The sequence below is a fragment of the Rhodococcus sp. JS3073 genome (genome assembly GCF_026810085.1).
In the GTDB taxonomy this organism is placed as follows: domain Bacteria; phylum Actinomycetota; class Actinomycetes; order Mycobacteriales; family Mycobacteriaceae; genus Rhodococcus_F; species Rhodococcus_F wratislaviensis.
On the sequence record NZ_CP113951.1, the window covers coordinates 5,437,790 to 5,456,629 of the forward strand.

19 protein-coding genes are annotated in these 18,840 nt (G+C 68.1%); 9 read left to right on the forward strand and 10 right to left on the reverse strand.

Going from position 1 to position 18,840, the window contains the following annotated elements; all coding sequences use genetic code 11:
- Positions 1–20 precede the first annotated feature (20 nt).
- From OYT95_RS24520 to OYT95_RS24540, 5 genes are read right to left on the reverse strand one after another with little or no spacing between them, the layout of a single operon-like run.
- Positions 21–596, reverse strand: a complete 576-nt coding sequence (locus OYT95_RS24520; protein ID WP_268789361.1) for a TetR/AcrR family transcriptional regulator — start codon at positions 594–596, stop codon at positions 21–23.
- Complete coding sequence (locus OYT95_RS24525) at positions 593–1,591, reverse strand: heme-dependent oxidative N-demethylase family protein (protein WP_268789362.1); 999 nt, start codon at positions 1,589–1,591, stop codon at positions 593–595. The genes OYT95_RS24520 and OYT95_RS24525 overlap by 4 nt, the downstream gene beginning before the upstream one ends.
- Positions 1,588–2,565 carry a PDR/VanB family oxidoreductase gene (locus OYT95_RS24530; protein WP_268789363.1) on the reverse strand — a complete coding sequence of 326 codons (978 nt, stop codon included), beginning with the start codon at positions 2,563–2,565 and terminating at the stop codon, positions 1,588–1,590. Before OYT95_RS24530 ends, OYT95_RS24525 begins: the two co-directional genes overlap by 4 nt.
- Positions 2,562–3,089, reverse strand: a complete 528-nt coding sequence (locus OYT95_RS24535) for a dimethylamine monooxygenase subunit DmmA family protein (RefSeq protein ID WP_268789364.1) — start codon at positions 3,087–3,089, stop codon at positions 2,562–2,564. The genes OYT95_RS24530 and OYT95_RS24535 overlap by 4 nt, the downstream gene beginning before the upstream one ends.
- Positions 3,090–3,107: 18 nt before the next feature.
- Entirely contained in the window at positions 3,108–3,491 is a 384-nt protein-coding gene (locus tag OYT95_RS24540) for a cupin domain-containing protein (RefSeq protein ID WP_005250830.1), read from the reverse strand.
- Positions 3,492–3,805: 314 nt separating this feature from the next.
- Between OYT95_RS24540 and OYT95_RS24545 the strand changes: the two genes are divergently transcribed.
- The 6 genes from OYT95_RS24545 to OYT95_RS24570 all read left to right on the forward strand — a co-directional run bounded on the left by OYT95_RS24545 (position 3,806) and on the right by OYT95_RS24570 (position 10,677).
- A complete protein-coding gene (locus OYT95_RS24545; RefSeq protein WP_268789365.1) occupies positions 3,806–4,999 on the forward strand; it encodes an NAD(P)/FAD-dependent oxidoreductase in 1,194 nt (397 codons plus the stop codon).
- A 45-nt stretch (positions 5,000–5,044) separates the two neighbouring features.
- On the forward strand, positions 5,045–6,406 hold the full coding sequence (gene glnT, locus OYT95_RS24550) for a type III glutamate--ammonia ligase (protein ID WP_268789366.1): 1,362 nt from the start codon (positions 5,045–5,047) through the stop codon (positions 6,404–6,406).
- Positions 6,407–6,430: 24 nt separating this feature from the next.
- Positions 6,431–7,327: a class II glutamine amidotransferase gene (locus OYT95_RS24555; protein ID WP_268789367.1), complete on the forward strand. Its 897-nt coding sequence runs from the start codon at positions 6,431–6,433 to the stop codon at positions 7,325–7,327.
- Positions 7,315–8,013, forward strand: a complete 699-nt coding sequence (locus OYT95_RS24560; protein WP_268789368.1) for a protein glxC — start codon at positions 7,315–7,317, stop codon at positions 8,011–8,013. Before OYT95_RS24555 ends, OYT95_RS24560 begins: the two co-directional genes overlap by 13 nt.
- Before the next feature lie 10 nt (positions 8,014–8,023).
- Positions 8,024–9,340: an FMN-binding glutamate synthase family protein gene (locus OYT95_RS24565; RefSeq protein ID WP_268789369.1), complete on the forward strand. Its 1,317-nt coding sequence runs from the start codon at positions 8,024–8,026 to the stop codon at positions 9,338–9,340.
- Between the two features lie 104 nt (positions 9,341–9,444).
- Entirely contained in the window at positions 9,445–10,677 is a 1,233-nt protein-coding gene (locus OYT95_RS24570; protein WP_268789370.1) for an allantoate amidohydrolase, read from the forward strand.
- Between the two features lie 41 nt (positions 10,678–10,718).
- On the opposite strand, the gene OYT95_RS24575 is transcribed toward OYT95_RS24570, so the two are convergent.
- Positions 10,719–11,309, reverse strand: coding sequence for a TetR/AcrR family transcriptional regulator (locus OYT95_RS24575; RefSeq protein ID WP_268789371.1), 591 nt, complete (start codon positions 11,307–11,309; stop codon positions 10,719–10,721).
- Positions 11,310–11,389: 80 nt separating this feature from the next.
- Here OYT95_RS24575 and OYT95_RS24580 point away from each other — a divergent pair, with 80 nt between their 5' ends.
- On the forward strand, positions 11,390–11,776 hold the full coding sequence (locus OYT95_RS24580; RefSeq protein WP_037231168.1) for a DUF1304 domain-containing protein: 387 nt from the start codon (positions 11,390–11,392) through the stop codon (positions 11,774–11,776).
- A gap of 25 nt (positions 11,777–11,801) precedes the next feature.
- Positions 11,802–12,809, forward strand: coding sequence for an NADP-dependent oxidoreductase (locus tag OYT95_RS24585; RefSeq protein WP_268789372.1), 1,008 nt, complete (start codon positions 11,802–11,804; stop codon positions 12,807–12,809).
- Positions 12,810–12,843: 34 nt separating this feature from the next.
- On the opposite strand, the gene xylB is transcribed toward OYT95_RS24585, so the two are convergent.
- The 4 genes from xylB to OYT95_RS24605 are packed head-to-tail and all read right to left on the reverse strand — an operon-like array spanning position 12,844 to position 17,648.
- Positions 12,844–14,235, reverse strand: a complete 1,392-nt coding sequence (gene xylB, locus OYT95_RS24590; protein ID WP_268789373.1) for a xylulokinase — start codon at positions 14,233–14,235, stop codon at positions 12,844–12,846.
- Positions 14,232–15,155, reverse strand: a complete 924-nt coding sequence (locus tag OYT95_RS24595; protein ID WP_268789374.1) for a carbohydrate kinase family protein — start codon at positions 15,153–15,155, stop codon at positions 14,232–14,234. Before OYT95_RS24595 ends, xylB begins: the two co-directional genes overlap by 4 nt.
- A complete protein-coding gene (locus OYT95_RS24600; RefSeq protein WP_268789375.1) occupies positions 15,152–16,633 on the reverse strand; it encodes a mannitol dehydrogenase family protein in 1,482 nt (493 codons plus the stop codon). The genes OYT95_RS24595 and OYT95_RS24600 overlap by 4 nt, the downstream gene beginning before the upstream one ends.
- A gap of 10 nt (positions 16,634–16,643) precedes the next feature.
- Positions 16,644–17,648, reverse strand: a complete 1,005-nt coding sequence (locus OYT95_RS24605; protein ID WP_268792269.1) for an NAD(P)-dependent alcohol dehydrogenase — start codon at positions 17,646–17,648, stop codon at positions 16,644–16,646.
- Between the two features lie 150 nt (positions 17,649–17,798).
- On the opposite strand from OYT95_RS24605, the gene OYT95_RS24610 reads away from it, so the two are divergent.
- Positions 17,799–18,821 carry a sugar-binding transcriptional regulator gene (locus tag OYT95_RS24610; protein ID WP_268789376.1) on the forward strand — a complete coding sequence of 341 codons (1,023 nt, stop codon included), beginning with the start codon at positions 17,799–17,801 and terminating at the stop codon, positions 18,819–18,821.
- Positions 18,822–18,840: the final 19 nt, after the last annotated feature.

Genomic DNA, 18,840 nt, shown 5'->3' on the forward strand with positions numbered 1-18,840 from the left:
CTTTGCCACTCACGTGGGGGTTACCTCGCGGTCGACAGGATTCGGCGTAGCCGCTCGATCGCGCGCTCGGTCGCGGGACGATCCTTCGCGACGAGCTGGTGCATGATGAATCCCTCGATCGCCGAGTACACCAGCAGGGTCAGGTCTTCGTCGGCGGTGATGCCCAGGCGGGTCAGCGCCTGGGACGTCGCCTCGATATACGTGGCGTACAGCAGTTTCACGTGCGGGTCGAGGCGTGGGGTCCGCCGGGACTCGAGCATCAGCTCGTACTGGAACACCTGGAGGTCGGGGTCGCGGGCGACGAGGTCGGTGAGGTGTTCGACGAAGTGGTCGAGCGACGATCCGGCGGCGATGTCGGCGAAGACACTCGCACTCTTGTCCAGTGCGTAACGGAGTGCGGCGTCGACGAGGGCGTCCGTCGACCCGACGCTGCGCAGGACGCCCTCGATCGAGACACCGGACTCCCGGGCGACAGCCTGGGTCGTCAGCCCGCGCAGGCCGTCGCGGGCGATCACGGAGACCGTGGCGAGAACGAGGTCGAGAGCCTGATCGCTCTGGGGCGCTGCCTGCCGCGGCCGCCTGTCGGCCAGCGTCACGGTTCCACATTCCCATGAGTCAGCAGCCATCTCAGGGCAGGTTCCCGGGTACGGCTGATGCCCTTGTATTCGGCCATGTCCACCGGGAGGTCCTCGAGCACCCGGTACAGACGCCCGCCCCACTCCGGAACGGACGCGACGTCCCGCAGCGGAAGCAGATACGTCCGGATCAGGAACATGACGACGCCGGAGTGGGAGAGCCGGATCAGATGCTGCACTTCGGTTCTCAGGAACAGGCGGTCCCCGACCTCGTTCAGCGGACCGTCGGCGAGGGTGCGCCGGTCCTTCCCCCACTCCGGGTAGGTCTCGGTCGACGTGTCGAGCTTGCCGTCGACGGTCAACGTCCAATTGGTGCGCCGATAGCTCTGGCCGGGCTCGAGCCGCATCAGGAAGTTGTGTGCGCGGGTGATGATCTTCTCGCTGTGGACGCGGGGGACGGGGCCGTGGATCTCGAGGAAGCTCATGCCCACGTCGAATCCGAAGGACCAGTCCGCCGCGAACGTCACCAGCCCGGCGTCGCCCCACAATTCGCCCTCACGTTGATCGAGGAGCACGACGTCCTCCTGGATCTGGCCGCAGATGTACATCAGCGGTGGCGCCGGCAACGTATCGAGATCCCCGAACACGAAGGCGTGCTCGATCCCGAGAAGGTCGTTCTTCCAGAACCACCCGTCCGCGCGCCGTTCGAGGGTCATGGTGCCGGGGTATTCGTCGGCGAGCATGCGCATCAGTGTGAGCATCGCGTCCCAGGCGGCGGGGACCATGTGGGACAGGCACTGGTGCCGCGACGGATCCTCGGCCAGGATTCGCTCGCGCTCAGCCAGTTCCCGGTGGTAGTCGGCGTCGATGGCGATGCGGGTATCACCCCAGCTGCCGGCCACGGTGTCGGTGCGGTGTCCGGCCGGTTCGACGTTGGTGCTGTAGCGGTACCGGTCGCGGGGGAAGGGGAAGGGAAAGCGCGTGATGTGGTCGGCACGCGAGTCGATCGATGTCACAGATCCAGCTCCAATCGGTCTCCTGCGGAACGTGATACGCACGGCATGATCGAATCTCCCGAGGCCTTCTCCTCGTCCGTGAGGAAGAGGTCGCGGTGTTCGATCTCGCCGCCGCGAACCGACAGCCGGCATTCGCCGCACACACCCTGCCGGCAGAGGTTCGGGACGTTGATTCCCTTGTCCAGCAACGCCTCGAGGAGGCTGGTTCCCGAGGGCACGGGCACGATCATCCCGGTGCGCCCGAGCGTGGCGGCGAAGGGCGCCCCCTCGGGCAGCGGGCCCGCCCCGAACGCTTCCGAGTGCACGCGCCCCGGCGGCCAGCCGCAGTCGCGGGCCCACTCGGCCACCGCCGCGATCATCGGCGCCGGACCGCACGTGTACACGTGGGTGCCGAGCGGTTGGTCCGCCAGTTTCGGGATCAGGCGGTCCGCGAGTTCTCCGGGCGTGGAGACCGTGGTCATCCGGTCGCCGCACAGCGCAGCCAATTCGTCGGCGTGCGCTCCCGACTGATCGCGGAAGGAGTAGATCACTTCGAACGAACGACCCCACTCGAGGGCCGCCCGCACGTGCGACAGGATCGGCGTGACACCGATTCCGCCCGCGACCAGCAAGTGGTGTCGAGCATTGAGCACGGGAGCGAATGCGCTGCGCGGAAGGCTCACGCGGACGCGCTGATCCGGCTGGAGGTCGTGGACCCAGCGCGAACCGCCGTGGCCGTTCTCGTCGAGCCGGACCGAGATCGCATAGTGGTCCGGCTCGATCGAGGGGCCGGTGAGCGAGTACGAGTTCTGCCGACCCTCGGCCCAGTTGACCGCGATGTTGCTGCCCGGGGTGAACGACGGCAGGGTGCGGCGCGCCGGGTCCGCGAGGACGATGTGACGGATGCCCGGGCACAGCAATCGTGCCTCGCGCACCGTCAGGGTCAGTCCTCCGGTAATGCTCTCGCCAGCAACTGTTTCGAGGGCCGTGGTCATGGCATTTCCTCCGAGTCGGCTCGATATCCCAGGTAGGCGCTGTGGCGCCGGGAGTAGTGGTAGTAGACGGTGAGTTCGGCGGAACACCCCGCGCACGGTGTCCGGCCGCCGATGGCGACCGGCACCGAGGACGACGTCGTGTGGCAGTGCGCGCAGAACACGTCGCGCGCCGGGGCGCCGGGGTCGGTGATCACCGCGGCGATCTCCGCGGGCACCGCGCCCGCGGAGATGAGCCGAGTGCGTATCGCCCCCACCGTCCGCTCGGAGCCCGCCACGACGAACCGCCATCCGATGCGCGCCTCGGACAGCAGGTCGTCGAGCCCGCCGAACCCGGATCCGGCCACGTCGTCGACGGTCACCGCGTGAGTCGGCACCGGGGCGACCCGCTCGGACAGCTCGCGTGTCGCCTGCGCGCTGACCGAACGCTCCGCGACCAGTACGTAGCGGGTGACGACAGCGCCCGCTGCGAGGTCGTCGACGGCCGAGTAATCGGATCGCCACCGTGGGACGCTCGTCGACCTCATCGAGACCGCCATCGCGGATCAGGGCGCGAAGGAACGGTGGCCGACGAAGTAGGCCAGTGCGCGGTCGGGGGTGGTGAAGCGGATACGCGAGCCTCTGGGGAAGAAGATCGCATCCTTCGCCTTCGCCACCTCGACCTGGCCGGTGTCGAGGTTCTCGAGGGTGAACTCCCCTTCGAGGACGACCTTCATCTCGTCGTAGGCGTAGTAGTAGTCGAGTGGGGCGTCGGTGCGCTGGAGTTCGAAGTAGCCGGCCGACATCTCCGAGCCGTCCGGGTTGGCGAAGACGTCGTCGATGTATCCCTTGGTGCCCGGGTACTCCGACACCGGCATCTGCGGCAGGTTCTCGTGGAATCCGGCGGTGACGCGGAACGGGACGGCGGTGGGCTTGTCGGTCGTGGTCATGGGTTCTCCCTGAAGGCGTGGTGAGTGGATCCGCGACCTCCTCGACATGAAACGAGGAGTAGCAACAGGAAACCACACGACATATTTCGATGGCGTAAATCAATCTGGCAAGGCCGGAAACGTGCAGATCAGCGCGAGGATCGTTATCGAAAGAGGGTCTGAACGGAGTGATTTGGTGATGCACCAACAACGTTGCCGTAACACGATCGACATAGTAGAACTGTTTCATAGTGAACAACAGCGATTCATGAGGTGAAACGAACCGCTACCCAAGCCGACAGCGCCCGATCATCCGGCCGAATGAAGGAAGCAACGTGACACAGACAGCAAAGTTCGTGATCGTCGGTGGGGGACTCGAAGGTCTCGCCATCGCGTGGTCGCTCGCGGACCGCGGAGAGACTGATGTCCTGGTCCTCGAGCGTGACACCTTGTGCTCGGGCATGACCGGGAAGTCCAGCGGCGTGGTCCGGTGCCACTACGGGACGCCGTCGCTGGCGGCGATGTCGTGGTACGGCGTCGACATCTTCACCCGGGCCACGGAGATCTTCGGCGACGACATGGCGTTCCGCCAGTGCGGATACGTCGTCGGCGTCGGTGAGAACAACATCGACCCGCTGAAGGCGAACGTCGCGATGATGCAGGGACTCGGTATCGACGTCGACTACATCGGCCACGACAAGATGGCCGAACTGTGGCCGGGGCTGCACCTCGACGACTTCGCCGCCTTCGTCTACGAGCCACTCGGTGGTCGTGGTGAGGCGTACATGGCCGGCATGGCGTTCGGTGCGTCGGCGCGCAAGCTGGGTGTCACGATCCGCCAGAGCACGCCGGTGGCGTCGCTGCTGCAGAACGCGGACGGCCGCATCTACGGGGTGACGCTCACGAACGGCGACGAGGTGCATGCCGAGCAGGTGATCCTCGCGACCGGTCCGTGGGCCCCCGAACTCGGCGCCGGTGTCGGCGTCGACATCCCGGTGAAAGCCCAACGGGCGCAGCTCGTCCTGATCGATCAGGGCGTTCCGACTCCGGAGGTGCCGGTGCTGTCGGACCTCGCGGGACTGCAATATATCTGCCGCGAGCCGAACGGGGAACTGCTCGTCGGCAACAGCGACCACGCCGCACCCGAGTACATCGACCCCGACAAGTACAGCAACCGCGCAGACGACAGCACCATCGAGAAGAACATCGGCAAGCTCGGGAACCGTCTGCCCGACATGCCCGACCCGCGGATCACCTCGAGCTATGTCGGCGCGTACGACGTGACACCCGACTACAACCCGATCATCGGACCCGCGCCGGTCGACGGACTGTTCCTGGCCACCGGGTTCTCCGGTCACGGTTTCAAGATCTCGCCCGCGGTCGGCCGCCTCGTCGCCGACATGCTCCTCGACGACGGCAAGACCGGCCTCCCGAACGTCGAGCCGTCCGACTTCCGCTACTCGCGCTTCGAGGAGGGCGACCTCCTCTTCAGCCTGCATCCCTACGAGGGCGCCGGCGAGATGCGCTGACCCACAGACCCCCTCACCCGTAGACCACCAGTTCAGGAGCTACCCATGGCTGTCGACACTGCTGACGCGTTCACCGCGCAGAACATCGTGACAACCCCACCGCAGACCTTGTCCGAGGTGGCCCGGGCCACCGGAACCACCTTCATCCTCGCCCTGTTCGTGACGCTGTCCGGCAAGCCGTGCGCCAAACTGGTCCCGATCGAGGCCGTCGAGCAGCTTCAGGACGACGGCGTGGGCTTCGCCGGGTACGCGGCGGGGCACATGGGGCAGGAGCCCAAGGACTCCGATCTCGTTGCTGTACCGGATGTCTCGTCGTTCACACCGATTCCGTTCGTGAAGCCCGGGCTGGCGATCGTGCACTGCGACCCGCACGTGGAGGGAAAGCCCTGGCCGTATGCGCCGCGGGTGATCCTGAAGGAGACGCTGAAGAAGGCATCCGATCTCGGCCTGTTCGTCAACGTCGGCGCGGAGATCGAGTACTTCCTCGTCCACCGCGTCGGAGACGGCGCCCTCACCACCGCCGATACGGCCGACGTCAGCCGTCAGCCCTGTTACGACGCCCGCGACGTCACCCGGATGTACGACCATCTGACCGAGGTGTCCGCGGCCATGAACACCCTCGGGTGGGGCAACTACGCCAACGACCACGAGGACGGTAACGGGCAGTTCGAGCAGAACTTCGACTACGCCGACGCCATGACCACTGCCGACCGGGTGATCACGGCCCGGTACCTGCTGTCCGTGATCGCCGAGAAGCGCGGCATGAAGGCCACGTTCATGCCCAAACCCTTCTCCGACCGCACCGGTTCCGGCATGCACCTGCACCTGTCGCTGTGGAACGACGCCGGTTCGGTGTTCCCGGACGGGGACGACCCGAAGGGGCTGGGACTGTCGAGGACGGCGTACGCGTTCATCGCGGGAATTCTCGAGCACGCGTGCGCACTGCAGGGGGTGATCGCCCCGACGGTCAACTCGTACAAGCGGACCGGCGCCACCTCGACGAGCAGCGGTGCCACCTGGTCGCCTCGGTACGCCACCTACGGTGGCAACGACCGCACCCACTACCTCCGGGTTCCCGACAGGAACCGGGTGGAACTGCGCGGCGGCGACGGCTCGGCCAACCCCTACCTCGCCGCGGCCACCGCCATCGCCGCCGGCCTGGACGGCATCGAACGGGATCTCGACCCGGGCACCCCCGGCTCCGGCGACAGTCCCAGCGACATGCTGCCGATGACGCTGCTGCACGCGATGGACGCACTCGAATCGGATCCGGTGGTGACGGGCGCCCTCGACGTCGCAGGCCCCGGTGTGGCCGAGTACTTCGCGAAACTCAAGCGCGAGGAGTTCTTCGCCTGGCACAACACCGTCTCCCCCTGGGAACTCGACCACTACCTGACAGCGTTCTGACAGACCTCCCGAAAGGAGACATCCATGTGTGGAATCGTCGGACTTCACCTGCGTGAGCCGTCCCTGTACCCACAACTCGGCGCCCTGCTCACCGACATGCTCGGTCAGATGTGCGACCGCGGACCCGATTCCGCAGGCATGGCGATTTACGGGGACCGGGCCTGGTCCCCGGTCGGTGAATCCACCGTCTCGCTGCTCGACTGCCCCGTCCCCGCAGCGGAACTCGCCGCAACGCTGTCGGCGTCCCTCGACACCACCGTCACCGGAATCGACCTGCACCCGACGACGATCCTGCACGGCGTCGTCGGCGCGGCCGATCTCGCGGCTGCCGTGCGCAGTGTGGTGCCGTCGGCGCGGGTCATCGGCTTCGGTGACGACCTGACCGTCCTCAAGGGCGTGGGAAACCCCATCGACCTGGCGAACCGGTTCGGGCTGCCGTCGGCGAGTGGATGGCAGGGTGTCGCGCACACCCGCATGGCCACCGAATCCGCGGTGACCGCCGAGGGTTCGCACCCGTTCTCCGTCGGCCCCGACCAGTGCCTCGTGCACAACGGCTCGTTCTCGAACCACATGAGCATCAAGCATCAGCTCGAACGTGACGGTGTCCTGTTCGACAGCGCCAACGACACCGAGGTCGGGGCGCGGTTCGTCGCCAAGCAACTCGCCGAGGGCGTCGACCTGGAGAAGGCGCTGCTGATGCTGAACGAGACGTTCGACGGCTTCTACACCCTGCTCGTCTCGACGGCCGACTCGTTCGCCGTGGTCCGGGACGCCATCTCCTGCAAGCCCGCCGTCATCGCCGAGACCGACCAGTGGGTCGCGATGGCGTCCGAATACCGCGCCCTGGCGAACCTGCCCGGCGTCGACAACGCCCGAATCTTCGAGCCCGAACCGGAAGAGGTGTACGTATGGCACCGGTAGCCACCACCGAAGCGACTGTCCTGAACCTGGAGACGTCGAGTACCCGTGCCGTCAACGAGCGGCTCACCTCGCCGGAAGCCCCGAAGACGGTGACCGTCACCGGCCCGCAGGGCGCGCACGCACTGGCCTGCGGCCTGGATTCCGACATCGACGTCACCATCGAGGGTCACGTCGGCTACTACTGCGCCGGCATGAACCAGCACGCGACGGTGACCGTCACCGGCAACGCCGGGGTCGGGGTCGCCGAGAACATGATGTCGGGAACGGTGCACGTCAAGGGTGATGCGTCGCAGTCCGCGGGCGCCACCGCCCACGGCGGCCTGCTCGTGATCGACGGCAACGCCGCCGCCCGCTGCGGCATCTCGATGAAGGGCGTCGACATCGTCGTCGGCGGCAACATCGGCCACATGTCCGCGTTCATGGGTCAGGCCGGACGTCTCGTCGTCCTCGGCGACGCCGGCGAGGCCCTCGGTGACTCGCTCTACGAGGCCCGCATCTACGTGCGCGGCACCGTCGCCTCCCTCGGCGCCGACTGCATCAAGAAGGAGATGCGCGAGGAGCACCTGACGGAACTGCGGGAGCTGCTGGATCGGGCCGGTTTCGACGCCGACCCGTCCGAGTTCACCCGCTACGGCTCTGCCCGCCAGCTCTACAACTTCCACGTCGACAACGCCAGCGCGTACTAGGAGAACCGTCATGAACACCCCGAACCCGGCCCTGCGCGAATCGGCGACGTTCGACCGCGGCGTCATCTCCGAGATCCAGCGGGCCGCCGAGACCGGCATCTACGACATCCGCGGGTGGGGTGCCAAGCGCAAGCTGCCGCACTTCGACGACCTGCTGTTCCTCGGCGCCTCGATGTCGCGGTACCCGCTCGAGGGCTACCGCGAGAAGTGCGACACCAACGTCGTGCTCGGCGACCGCAACGCCAAGTTCCCGCTGCACCTCGACATCCCGATCACCATCGCCGGCATGAGCTTCGGCGCACTGTCCGGGCAGGCGAAGGAGGCCCTCGGCCGCGGCGCCAGCGAGGTCGGCACGTCCACCACCACCGGTGACGGCGGCATGACCCCCGAGGAGCGGGGGCAGTCGAAGAACCTCGTCTACCAGTACCTGCCGTCGCGGTACGGGATGAACCCGGACGACCTGCGCAAGGCCGACGCCATCGAGATCGTCCTCGGCCAGGGCGCCAAGCCCGGCGGCGGCGGAATGCTACTGGGACAGAAGATCACCGAACGCGTCGCCGGGATGCGCACCCTCCCGATGGGTGTCGACCAGCGGTCGGCGTGCAGGCACCCCGACTGGACCGGCCCCGACGACCTCGCCATCAAGATCATCGAACTGCGCGAGATCACCAACTGGGAGAAGCCGATCTACATCAAGGTCGGCGCCACCCGCACCTACTACGACGTGAAGCTCGCCGTGAAGGCCGGCGCCGACGTCGTCGTGGTCGACGGCATGCAGGGCGGCACCGCCGCCACGCAGGACGTGTTCATCGAGCACGTCGGCATCCCCACCCTCGCCGCGATCCCGCAGGCGGTCCAGGCGCTGCAGGAACTCGGGGTGCACCGAAAGGTCCAGCTCATCGTGTCCGGGGGGATCCGCAGCGGCGCGGACGTCGCGAAGGCCATGGCCCTCGGGGCGGACGCCGTCGCCATCGGCACCGCCGCCCTGATCGCGCTGGGCGACAACAGCCCCCGCTACGCGAAGCACTACGAGGAACTCGGTTCCGCGGCCGGGTTCTACGACGACTTCCAGGCCGGCAAGGACCCCGCCGGGATCACCACCCAGGACCCGGAGCTGTCGAAGAACCTCGACCCCGTCGAGGGCGGCCGCCGGCTCGCGAACTACCTGCGGGTGCTCACCATGGAAGCGCAGACCCTCGCCCGCGCCTGCGGCAAGTCGCACCTGCGCAACCTCGAACCCGAGGACCTCGTCGCCCTCACGGTCGAGGCGTCGGCGATGGCCCGCGTGCCCCTCGCCGGAACCACCTGGATCCCCGGCGCCCTGTAGGGCGGCTCCGCCGCCCGTGCGTGCTCAAGGAGTCCAGGGACTCGCTAACCACGCACGGGCGCGAAGCGCCTGTCAGCCTGAACTATGAGTAGAGGACCGAGAACATGACTTCCTTCGATTCGCTGTGGGCGACCATCCTCGATGTGGGACAGCACAAGTCGACCCGCGGCTACCGGAGATTCGCGTGGAACGACGCCGACATGACGCTGCGCGAATGGTTCTCGGACTGCGCGCAGGCGCGCGGAATGAGCGTCGAGGAGGACCGCAACGGCAACCTGTGGGCATGGTGGATGCCCGAGGGCTGGGACGGCGACCCCCGCGACAGTTTCGTCACCGGATCGCACCTCGACTCGGTACCCGACGGCGGCGCCTACGACGGACCGCTGGGGGTGGTGTCCGCGTTCGCGGCGATCGACCTCGTCCGTGGGCGGGGGATCGCGCCGACGCGTCCGGTGGCGGTGACGGCGTTCTCCGACGAGGAGGGCGCGCGGTTCGGTGTCGCCTGTGTCGGCTCGCAACTGTCCACCGGGGCACTGGCACCCGCCCGTGCCCTGGCGCTGCGGGACAACGACGGCATCAGCCTCGGCGAGGCCCTGGTCGGCGCCGGCCGTGACCCGCACCATCTCGGCGAGGACCCCGACCTCGTCGACCGCGTCGGCGTGTACGTCGAGTTGCACGTCGAGCAGGGGCGCGCCCTCGACCTGATCGACAGCCCCATTGCCGTGGCCTCCTCGATCTGGCCACACGGCCGGTGGCAGTTCGTGTTCTCCGGGGAGGCCAACCACGCCGGCGCCACCCGACTCGTCGACCGTCGCGACCCGATGCTCGCGTTCGCGTCCTCCGTTCACACGGCCCGGACCGCTGCGACGCTGCACGAGGCGGTCGCGACGTTCGGCAAGATACGGGTACTTCCCAACGGTGCCAACGCCATTCCGTCGGAGGTGCGGGCGTGGCTCGACGCCCGGGCCGCCGACGAGGAGACGCTGACGAAGCTGGTGCAGCAGATCACCGCCGAGGCGCAGGCCTACGCGGCCGCCGACGGCATCGGACTCGAGGTCGACGCCGAATCCGTCACGCCGATCGTCGAGTTCCCGCACTCCACCCGGGAACGACTGCGCCGCTCACTCGCCCACCTCGGTGACATTCCCGTCCTCCCGACCGCGGCCGGGCACGACGCCGGGATCCTGTCGGCCAGGGTGCCCACCGCGATGATGTTCGTCCGCAACCCCACCGGCGTGTCCCACTCGCCCGACGAGTTCGCCGAGGCGGACGACTGCAACCGCGGCGCCGAGGCGCTGGCGGACGTGATGGCGGACTGGGTCGGCGGGCAGCGGTAGCGCACGTGAGTGGCAAAGCGTGTCGGGGCACTCCTTGCCACTCACGTGCGGCGCCATTCCTCCAGTTGCTCGACGGCGGTGTTCGCGACTGCCACGGCCTCGTCCCGGTTGACCCGCGACAGCAGGAGCGCGCTGACGGACAGTGACGTCAGGAGCCGGGTCCGGTGTGCCAGGGTGGCGGTCGACGCGTCCGGGTCGTGCGCCTGGAGTGCGTGGGTGAGCGCCCCGGACAGTTCTCGCTGGTATGCGTCGACGACGGACCGTTGGGTGTCGTCGTGGGCGGCGAAACCGGCGGCACTGTTGAGCAGGAGGCAGCCGCGTCCGGGGGTTTCGTCGGGCAGGGACGCGAGGGCGCCGGCGAGGCTGCGGTAGTAGCGCACGGCGGCGTCGGGGCGAGTGGGCTCGTCGGTCAGGATGCGGAGCCGGGGGCGAACGACCCGGTCCAGGTAGTCGTGCACGGCGGCGTCGAAAAGTCCGCGTTTGCTGGTGAACGCGTTGTACAGGCTCGACCGATTCAAGCCGGTTACGCGCTCGAGGTCGGGTATCGATGTGGCTTCGAAGCCCTTGTCCCAGAACAGGTCGCGGGCGCGGCCGACCACTTCGGCCGTGTCGAAATCCTGCGTGCGCGGCATGACGATCCTCACTCCTGGTTGTGAAACGACCATTTCAGTATATATTGAAATGGTCAGTTCAGAACGAGGAGGAGTTTCGTATGGTCGCCGCGGGTCTTGTTCTTGCCGCACTCGCCAGTGCGCTGCACGTGTACATCTTCGTGCTCGAGTCCGTCCTCTGGACCGCGCCACGCACCCGCGCGACGTTCGGGACCAGTGCCGAAGAAGCCGGCGCCACCAAGGAGCTTGCCTTCAACCAGGGCTTCTACAACCTCTTCCTGGCGATCGTGACGGCAGTCGGCATCGTCGCCGTGATCATCGGCGCGACCGCCGTCGGTTCGGCCCTGATCTTCGCCGGCGCAGGATCCATGCTGCTCGCAGCGCTCGTGCTCCTGCTGTCGTCGCCCGACAAGGCTCGCGCGGCGATCACGCAGGGAACACTTCCGCTGCTCGCCGTAGTCCTCCTCGCGCTCGGACTGGCGCTGTGACCTCAGAAGGATCGAAAGGAACACCATGACGTCGAGCACCCAGATTCAGCTGATCAACCGGCCGGTGGGCTGGCCCACCCAGGACGACTTCCGCACCGCCACCGTCGAACTGCCCGACCTCGGGCCCGACCAGGTGCGCGTGGCCAACGAGTTCGTGTCGGTAGACCCCTACATGCGCGGCCGGATGAACGACGTGAAGTCGTACATTCCGCCGTTCGCGCTGGGCGAGACGATGACCGGCGGAGCTGTCGGCCGGGTCGTCGAATCCACCGCAGCCACGTATCCGGTCGGTTCGGTGGTGGTGCACGACCTCGGGTGGCGGGACGTCGCGCAGGGTGACGCCTCGGCGTTCCGCGTCGTCGAAGAGATTCCGGGAGTGTCGATCTCGGCCTATTTGGGGATTCTCGGACTGACCGGGCTCACGGCCTACGTCGGACTCGTGCACATCGCCCACCTGAAGGCCGGCGACTCCGTGTTCATCTCCGGCGCCGCGGGTGCGGTGGGGACCGCCGCCGGGCAGATCGCCCGACTCGAGGGCGCGTCGCGCGTCATCGGATCCGCCGGGTCCGCGGAGAAGGTCGCGCTGCTCACCGACCGCTACGGATACGACGCCGCCTTCGACTACAAGCAGGCACCGGTGCGCGAACAGCTTCGCGGGCTCGCCGGTGACGGCATCGACGTCTACTTCGACAACGTCGGCGGCGACCACCTCGAGGCCGCACTCGACGTCATGCGGAACGGCGGACGAGCCGCCCTGTGCGGCGCCATCTCCGCGTACAACGCCACCGAGCGCACGCCGGGCCCCGACAACATGGTGAACATCATCAGCCGCGGCCTCACCCTCGAGGGCTTCACCCTCGGCAACTACACGCACGTCTTCCCCGAGTTCGCCGCCAAGATGGGACCGTGGCTCGCGTCCGGCGACGTGGTTCACGACGAGACCATTGTCGACGGCATCGAGAACTCGGTCGACGCGTTCCTGCAGCTCATGCGCGGCGGAAACGTCGGGAAGATGCTGGTGAAGGTGGCGTAGCCACCCGTGCGTGGTTGAGGAGTCCAGAGACTCTTTAACCACGCACAGGCGCGGAGCGCCTATACCGCTCGCGCACTTCGGGTGCCGGCTCGGCCTCGTAGCGCCGGGTGGAGGTCTGATCCCACTTGGGTGGTTCGGGGGTGCCGGCCAGCGTCCACGCCGCCTGCCTGCACGCGCCGATCGCGACGTACTCCGCCGGTTGCGGCACCAGGACCGGGGCGCCGAAGATGGCGGGCGCGAGTTCGCACAGTGCCCGGGAGCGGGCGCCGCCTCCGACGAGGAGGATGCGACGCACGGTGACGCCCTGGGCGATCAGGTGGTCGATGCCTTCCGCCAGTCCGCACAGCAGCCCCTCGACTGCCGCTCGGGCGAGGTGGGCGGGGGTCGAATTGGCAAGCCGGAGTCCGTGAACGGAGCCGGTGGCGTTCGGGCGGTTGGGGGTGCGCTCACCCTCGAAATACGGGACCATCACCAGGCCGCCACTGCCGGACGGCGCCGACAGCGCCAGCCGGGACAACTCGTCGTGATCGACGCCCAGCAGCGAGGCGGTCGCGTCGAGCACCCGAGCGGCGTTCAGTGTGCACACGAGGGGCAGGTGGCGTCCGGTGGCGTCGGCGAATCCGGCGACGAAGCCGCCCGGGTCGTTCGCCGGTGTCACGGACACCGCGGATACCACGCCCGACGTTCCCACGGAGACGACGACGTCGCCCTCCTGGGCGTCGAGAGCGAGTGCGGCGGCGGCGTTGTCGCCGGTGCCGGGACCGACGGCGGCACCCCACCGGGTTTCCCCTATCCGTTCGGCCGGGCGGGCCACGCGCGGCACGGCGGCCGTGCGTCCGCGCAGTGCCAGCGACAGCAGGTCGGGGCGGTAGGAATCCGTTGCCGCGGAGAAGTATCCGGTGCCGCTGGCGTCGCCGCGGTCGGTGGCGAGGGTGCCGAGATCGGCTCTGCCGGTGAGCTGCCAGCCGAGCCAGTCGTGGGGCAGGCACACCGCGGACGTCCGGTCGGCGTTCGCCGGTTCGGAATCGGCGAGCCAGCGCAGCTTGCTGACGGTGATCGCGGCGAGCGGCACCACACCCACCGCGTCCGCCCATGCGTCCGGACCGCCGAGGTCGTTTACCAGCTGCGCGGCGGCGTCGGCGGAGCGGGTGTCGTTCCACAGCAACGCCGGACGCACGACCGTTCCGGTGTCGTCGAGGCACACCATGCCGTGCTGCTGGGCGCCCACCGACACCGCGGCGACGTCGTCCAGTCCGCCGGCGGCGGCGATGGCGCTGTCGAGGGCCGCGGCCCACGCCTGCGGGTCGACCTCGGTGCCGTCCGGATGCGACGCCCTGCCCTCGCGGACGAGTTCACCGGTGTCGGCGTCGCAGACGATCACCTTGCACGACTGCGTGGACGAATCGATGCCTGCGACGAGTGTCATTGCCGGACACCTGCCGCGCGATCCAGGGTCTCGCGGGTGGGGAGGTCCGCCCCGGCGCGCGCGACGGTGAGACCCGACATCAGCACCGCGTTGTCCAGTACGTTCCGCACCTCTTCCGGGTCGATCGCGTGGAGGGCGTCGCGGCTCTCCGCGCCGAGGAAACCGTGCGACCAGAACCCGTCGAGGAGCCCGGCCATGAACGCGTCGCCCGCGCCGACCGTGTCGACCACCTCGACGTCGCGGGCCGCGACCTCGACGAGTCCGGCCGCGCAGACCGCGAATGCGCCCTCGGCGCCCTTCGTCACCGCGACCATCGCCGGTCCGCGGGACAACCACGCGCGGGCGATGTCCACGGGATCCCGTTCGGGGTCGTACCAGCGGAGGTCCTCGTCGCTGACCTTGACGATGTCCGAGATCGACACGAGGTGCTCGATCCGCTGCCGGGCGCGTGCCTTGTCGGTGATCAACACCGGTCGCACGTTGGGGTCGTAACTGATGGTCGCCGAGGAGCGACGGCGGTCGAGCATGTCGGCGACGACGTCGCAGCCGGGTTCCATCACGGCGGCGATGGAACCGGTGTGGACGAGCGCCGGGGTGGACCCACCGCTGGGGGAGGGAAGATCCCATTCGATGTCGAACTCGTAGGTGGCGGATCCGGCGGAATCGAGGGTGGCGTGCGCCGTCGCCGTTCGCTGCGCGGTGATGCTGCCGGGCGCGAGGCTCACCCCCGACTCCTCGAGGTGCCGGACGATCGACCGGCCCCTCGTGTCGTCACCGATCCGGGTGACGAACTCGACCGGGCGGCCGAGCCTGCCGAGACCGACCGCGACGTTGAGCGGGCTGCCGCCGACGTATTCGGTGGTGGCGCCGTCGCTCGCCGTGACGATGTCGATGAGGGCTTCACCGATGACCAGACTCATGACTGCACCTTCTCACGCAGAGCCTCGAGCGTCTTCCGTGCACCGACGCCGTGCAGTGAGTCCAGCGCCCAGAGATACGCGGTGACGAAGCGCGGATTCTCGGCCAGGTCACCGAAGACCGCCTGGTTCTCGATGAAGGCCGTGTGGTTCTCGTGCTGGCTTTGCGCGATCGGCACGAGGGAGTCCTTCAACTGGTCGACGACGTCGATGGGTTCGCCGTCCTCGTCGACTCCCTCGGCGTACCGGGCCCAGCTCGCCACGATCGCGGCCGACAGTCGAATGGGCCGGTCGGCCACCAGGTTCTCGCGGATCACCGGCAGCAGCCATTTCGGGATACGGTCGGAGGATTCGGCGCACAGGCGGGCGACGGTGTCGCGGATCTCGGGATTGGAGAAGCGTTCGATCAGCGTGCGCTTGTAGTCGTCCAGGTCGACCCCGGGCACCGGCGCCAGGGTGGGCGTGGCCTCCTCGTCCATGTACGCCAGCAGGAAGTCGGCGAAGAGTGGATCCTGGGCGACGTCGTGCACGAGCCGGTATCCCGACAGGTAGCCGAAGTAGCAGAGGCCCTGGTGGCTCGCGTTGAGCAGACGCAGCTTCATCAACTCGTAGGGTTCGACGTCGTCGACCACCTGGACGCCGACGTCCTCGAATGCGGGGCGACCGAGCGGGAAGGCGTCCTCGAGCACCCACGACGTGAACGGTTCGGCGGCGACGGGCCACCGGTCGTCGATGCCGAACCGAGACGACAGCGCCTCCGTCACCTCGGGGGTGGTGACGGGCGTGATGCGGTCGACCATCGAGTTGGGGAACGACGTCTCCTCGCGCATCCACGCCGCCAGTTCGGGATCCTTCAACTCGGCGTACGCCAGGAACATCTTGCGCGCCACGTCGCCGTTGCCCTGAATGTTGTCGCAGGACATGATGGTCGGCGACGGCAACCCGCGCGCGCGGCGCCGGGCCAGTGCCTCGACGACGAGTCCGAACGTGGTCCGCGGCACGGCACCGTCGGTGAGATCGTGCACGACGTCGGGGTTCTCGGCATCGAATTCGCCCGTGTCGTGGGTGAAGTTGTAGCCGCCCTCCGTGATCGTCAGGGAGACGATCTTCGTGGACTCTGCGGCGATCTTCTCGATCACCGCCTCCGGATCGTCGGGGGCGAAGAGGTAGTCGACGATGGACCCGACGACGCTCACGTCCCAGGTGCCGTCCGGGTGCCGCAACGCCAGCGTGTACAGGCCGTCCTGCGCGTCGAGGACATCCTTCATGCGCCGGTCACCGGGCAGGACCCCGACGCCGCAGATGCCCCACTCGCGGGCCTCCCCGCGCCGCAGCAATCGGTCGACGTACATCGCCTGATGCGCGCGGTGGAATCCGCCGACACCGAAATGCACTATCCCTACGGTGATGTCGCTACGATCGTAATTCGGCACCTGCACGGTGTCGTCGAACTGTTGCAGTGCCTGCGCGCACAGTTGCATCGGTCTCTCCTCATTCCTGGACGCGCACGACGGCCTTGAGGCTGCCCGGCGTCCGGTCTGCGTTCAGTGCTTGCTCCGCTTCGGCGAGCGGAAATCTTCCGGTGACCATCGAATCGAGGTCGACACGTCCCGACCGCGCGAGCGCGATCGCCGTCGGCCAGGTGTTGGCGTAGCGGAATACCCCGGTCAGCACCAACTCTCGGTTCTGGATGGTCTGGACCGGCAGCGTCATCTCGGGGGCGCCCATGCCCACCAGAACCACGGATCCTGCGGGCCGGACGGCCTGGATCCCGGCCAGTACCGCACTCGGTGCGCCGGACGCATCGACGAATGCGTCCACGTGGAGTCCCGCGACGTCCTGCTCACGCGGGTCGAGCACCGCGGTGGCACCGAATTTCGTCGCGACGTCGCGTCGCCGGGGATCGAGGTCCGAGACGACCACTTCGGTGGCTCCGAACGCGAGGGCGGTCTGCACCATGGCGATTCCGATCGGTCCCGCGCCGGCGACGAGGACGCGGGATCCGGCTGTCACTCCGGCCTTGCGGGTGGTGGCGATGGCCACGGACAGCGGCTCGCACAGCGCGGCCGCGTCCTCGGACATCTCGTCGGGAATCGCATGGGCGAACGCCGAGCCGATGGTCACGTATTCGGCCAGTGCCCCGTCGATGGGCGGGGTGGCATAGAACTGCATGTGCGGGCACAGGTTGTAGAGACCGCGCCGGGATTCGTCGGTGTCCGGGTCGGGGCGTTGCGGTTCGATGGAGACTCGCTGCCCGATACGCGCTGCCGGGACCCCGGCTCCGACGCCCACGACGGTGCCCGACGCTTCGTGGCCCAGCACGATCGGATGTTCGACCACGAACTCGCCGATGCGGCCCTCGCGGTAGTAGTGGGCGTCCGATCCGCAGACGCCCACCGAGGCCACGCGGACCAGGACGTCGCCGGGGTCGGGAGTGGGCACGGGGCGTTCCCGGATCTCGATCACGCCCGGTTCGACGAGCACGCTGGCACGCATCGTCCTGGGGATATCCGAAGGAAGTGTTGTGTGGGTCACACTTCGATGCTAGCGTATTGAGCAGATGAACGCATAGTGATCATTTGCTCACGGTTTCTCGAGGCTCCGAAGACACGCTCGACGGGCTCGGGATCATGGCGAGGAGAATCAGTGACATCCCCCAACTCGGCGGCCCCGGCGCCGTCTCTCATCGCGGCACCACCGCCGTCCACGACGGAGGATCTGCGCCTCGCGTTGCGCGCTGCGACGCTGTACTACCTCGACGGAATGACCCAGGCCGAGGTCGCCACGCGCCTCGGCGTCTCCCGCCCCACCGCGGGCCGGCTGGTGGCGCGAGCCCGCGCCCAGGGCCTGGTGCGCATCGAGGTGCAGGCTCCCGCTCATCTGCGTGATGCGTTGCGCTCGGACGAGGAGCGCGCGCTCGAGGAGAAGTACGGACTCGTCGAGGCGGTGGTGGTCGCCGATTCCGTCGACGCCGCCGGTGCGATCGACGACCACAACAGCTTCGCCGGTGTCGGGCGGGCGGCGGCGTCGCTGCTGGTCCGCCGGATACGAGAAGGCGACACCCTCGGATTCACGTGGGGGCCGGAGACGGTCGCCGTCGCGCAGGGTCTGCCGTCCGGGGCGGCCACGTGCACGTCCGTCGTCCAGCTCGACGGATCGGTGAGTGCGATCAACTATCAGACCGGAACGGAGTACGTCTTGGGTAGATGTGCAGAGCAGCTGCAGGCCAACACTGTTCGGCTTCCCGTTCCCCTGTACGCGGACGCGTCGACCGTGGTATCCATGCGGGGCGACTCCGTCATCTCCAAGGCGCTCGAGGCGGGCCGGACGGCGGAAATGATGATGTTCGGCACGGGCGCCGTCTCCACGTCGACCACCCTGTTCGAGGGCAGCTTCATCGACACGGACATGCTGTCCGTGCTCACCGACCTCGGCGCGGTCGGTGAAGTCGGTGGACGCTTCTACCGGCTCGACGGAACCGACGTCGCCGGCCCACTGGACGAACGGGCCATGTCCGTTCCCCTCGACGACATCCGCGCGTGCGACGGATCGATCCTCGTCACGGGTGGCGTCGCCAAACACCAAGCGGCACTGGGTGCCCTCCACGGCGGACTGGCCAAGATGCTGGTCTGCGACATCGAATGCGCGCGTTGGCTGCTCGATCAGTAGCACCACGCAAGGAGAGGTG

Excerpts from the sequence above, each read along its gene's own strand:
- OYT95_RS24530 (WP_268789363.1), bottom strand. The coding sequence starts at position 2,565 with ATGACCACGGCCCTCGAAACAGTTGCTGGCGAGAGCATTACCGGAGGA.
- OYT95_RS24535 (WP_268789364.1), bottom strand. The coding sequence starts at position 3,089 with ATGAGGTCGACGAGCGTCCCACGGTGGCGATCCGATTACTCGGCCGTC.
- OYT95_RS24540 (WP_005250830.1), bottom strand. The coding sequence starts at position 3,491 with ATGACCACGACCGACAAGCCCACCGCCGTCCCGTTCCGCGTCACCGCC.
- glnT (WP_268789366.1), top strand. The coding sequence starts at position 5,045 with ATGGCTGTCGACACTGCTGACGCGTTCACCGCGCAGAACATCGTGACA.
- OYT95_RS24555 (WP_268789367.1), top strand. The coding sequence starts at position 6,431 with ATGTGTGGAATCGTCGGACTTCACCTGCGTGAGCCGTCCCTGTACCCA.
- OYT95_RS24560 (WP_268789368.1), top strand. The coding sequence starts at position 7,315 with ATGGCACCGGTAGCCACCACCGAAGCGACTGTCCTGAACCTGGAGACG.
- OYT95_RS24565 (WP_268789369.1), top strand. The coding sequence starts at position 8,024 with ATGAACACCCCGAACCCGGCCCTGCGCGAATCGGCGACGTTCGACCGC.
- OYT95_RS24570 (WP_268789370.1), top strand. The coding sequence starts at position 9,445 with ATGACTTCCTTCGATTCGCTGTGGGCGACCATCCTCGATGTGGGACAG.
- OYT95_RS24575 (WP_268789371.1), bottom strand. The coding sequence starts at position 11,309 with ATGCCGCGCACGCAGGATTTCGACACGGCCGAAGTGGTCGGCCGCGCC.
- OYT95_RS24580 (WP_037231168.1), top strand. The coding sequence starts at position 11,390 with ATGGTCGCCGCGGGTCTTGTTCTTGCCGCACTCGCCAGTGCGCTGCAC.
- OYT95_RS24585 (WP_268789372.1), top strand. The coding sequence starts at position 11,802 with ATGACGTCGAGCACCCAGATTCAGCTGATCAACCGGCCGGTGGGCTGG.
- xylB (WP_268789373.1), bottom strand. The coding sequence starts at position 14,235 with ATGACACTCGTCGCAGGCATCGATTCGTCCACGCAGTCGTGCAAGGTG.
- OYT95_RS24595 (WP_268789374.1), bottom strand. The coding sequence starts at position 15,155 with ATGAGTCTGGTCATCGGTGAAGCCCTCATCGACATCGTCACGGCGAGC.
- OYT95_RS24600 (WP_268789375.1), bottom strand. The coding sequence starts at position 16,633 with ATGCAACTGTGCGCGCAGGCACTGCAACAGTTCGACGACACCGTGCAG.
- OYT95_RS24605 (WP_268792269.1), bottom strand. The coding sequence starts at position 17,648 with ATGCGTGCCAGCGTGCTCGTCGAACCGGGCGTGATCGAGATCCGGGAA.